This is a genomic window from Streptomyces sp. SID10853 (genome assembly GCF_010548145.1).
Taxonomy (GTDB): Bacteria; Actinomycetota; Actinomycetes; order Streptomycetales; family Streptomycetaceae; genus Streptomyces.
The window spans coordinates 1-2,187 of record NZ_JAAGLN010000449.1 but is presented as its reverse complement, the minus strand read 5'-3'; the positions used below and the strand labels follow the sequence as shown (position 1 = coordinate 2,187).

Annotated in this window: 1 protein-coding gene and 2 pseudogenes; all 3 read right to left on the bottom strand. The window is 74.0% G+C overall.

The window, feature by feature from the left end:
- Positions 1 to 1,312, bottom strand: a pseudogene (locus G3I19_RS36185) (hypothetical protein); the annotation flags it as partial.
- A 109-nt stretch (positions 1,313 to 1,421) separates the two neighbouring features.
- On the bottom strand, positions 1,422 to 1,925 hold the full coding sequence (locus G3I19_RS36180; RefSeq protein WP_164267903.1) for a nucleoside deaminase: 504 nt from the start codon (positions 1,923 to 1,925) through the stop codon (positions 1,422 to 1,424).
- Between the two features lie 62 nt (positions 1,926 to 1,987).
- Positions 1,988 to 2,187, bottom strand: a pseudogene (locus G3I19_RS36175) (hypothetical protein); the annotation flags it as partial.

Below are 2,187 nucleotides of genomic sequence, written 5' to 3'. Positions count from 1 at the left end.
GGCCCGGTTCGTCCTCGCGCAGCGCGACGGGCAGCGAGAGCAGCACACCGGGCGTGAGGGCGGCGGCGCCGTCGTCGTCCGGCACCACGGGCCCGTCAGGCCGGACGGCCTGCCCGGCGGCCTTCGTCAGAAGCGCCACCCCGAGCGGGCGCCCGCCGGTCAGCCGGTGGATGGAGCGGGCCAGCAGCGGCGGGGTGCGCATCGCCGGGTCCTCGCGGTCGAGCAGCTGGCTCACATGCTCGGGGCCCAGCTCCGTCAGCTCCACGGTGAGCGCGCCCGACGCGACCTCGGTGCCCCGTGTCCAGGGCGTGGAGTGGGTGACCTCGGGCAGCACACACCGCGGGGCCGAGTGCAGCGCCGGATGGTCGTCACCGCGCAGCGCGGCGATGAAGACGACCTGGTCGAGCCGGCCGGCCGCGCGGTCGCGCAGCACCGGTTCGAGCAGTCTGCGGCCCAGCGGCGCCTGGACGTTGTCGAGCAGCACCAGTGGCCTGCCGACCCGGCGCAGCCGCCCGAGCCCCTGGTAGGCGGCCCGAAGATCGGCGCGGAGCGCACCCACGAGATGCCGCTCGGCGAGGGCGCGGGCATCGCTGTCGCGGTCGCGGTGGAACTGCAGCGCCAGCAGATTCAGCCCCCGCTTCGCCTGGCCGCCCGCACCCGGGTAGTCCCCGTACCAGTTGGCCGCGGCGCGCTGGCCCCGGTCGAAGAGGTCTTCGAGCAGCGACTCGACGGTGGTCTCCACGATGACGTCGAGGCCGGGCGGCGCACCCGTCCACAGCGCGGCGAACTTCGCCGTGATCTTGACGAGCCAGCCCTTGCCCAGACCCTTGAGGCGCGCCCCGGACTCGACGAGCATGCCGAGCCGCAGCGCCTCGTCGTGCACCTGCTGGCTGTTGTTCGGATCCCACCCGGTGGAGGCGATGGCCACCAGACCTGCGGCCAGCCGCGGGAACTCGATCGCTCCGGCGCCCCGTACGGCCGGGCCGAGCTGCTCCCCGAGCACGGAGAGCGCCTCGGTGACCGGCGACCAGTAGGGGGCGCGCCGGTGGCCCGCCGGGAGCGCGGCGAAGTCCGGGTGCTCGCAGTCGATGAGGGCGACGGGGGTGCGGCCGCGGTAGTTGGTGCGGAGCTGTTTGAGTACGACGGTCTTGCCCATGCCGCGCCCGCCCGTCAGGACGGTCACCGGCAGATCGTCGCGGCTGCCTCCGAACGCCTCGACGGGAGCCTGCTGGAACCCGTGCGGTGGCAGGCCGATGAGCCGTGGTGCGAGACCGTGGAGGAGACCGCCCCGTGCGTACAACTCCCTTTCCACAGCACCTCCCGCGCCGGCGTGCGCAGATGTCACTGCGTCAACATCAGCTTACCGAGGGAGGGTTGGGAGGGGCATAGCCTTTCGGGCGGCCGGAAGCGGAGGCCGGGCCTCACTCCTCGCCGATGTCCTCGTTCCAGAGTGCCGGGTTCTCCGCGATGAAGTTCCGCATCAGAGCGGTGCATTCGGTGTCGTCGAGGACGGTGACCCGCACCCCGTGCTCGGCGAGCCAGTCGTGGCCGCCGTGGAAGGTGGCGGCCTCGCCGACCACCAGCCGGGAGATCCCGAACTGCCGTACCAGGCCGCTGCAGTACCAGCAGGGGGAGAGCGTGGTGACCATGGTCGTGCCCCGGTACGACCGCTGGCGTCCCGCGGCGCGGAAGGCTGAGGTCTCGGCGTGCGTCGACGGATCGCCGTCCTGGACACGCCTGTTGTGCCCGCGGCCCAGCAGTGCGCCGTCCGCCCCGTACAGCGCGGCCCCGATCGGGATGCCGCCCTCGGCGAGCCCGGCCCGTGCCTCGGCGACCGCGGTGGCCAGCCACCGCCGTGCCAGGGCGCGGTCCACGGCCGTTCCGTCCCCGTCGATGTTCCTGTCGATGTCCCTGTCCCTGTCCATGCCGATGCTCCGCTCCGGCCCGTCCGTCCGCACCACGCTGTCCCTCCCCGCTCCGCCGCCCCTCAGGCCGCGTCCCCGCCGCTCTCGCGGCGGCGCAGTTCGTCCTCGCGGCGGCGCAGGTCCGCCTCCCAGTCCTTGAGCAGCTCCTCGTCCTTCTGGTTCTCCGCGCGCAGGCTGTCGAGGAACTCCGGGTTGTCGTCGGGCGCCGTCCAGGCGGCCCGTCCGTCGCGCCGCGGGCCGGCGGGGGCGGTCCCGGCGCCGC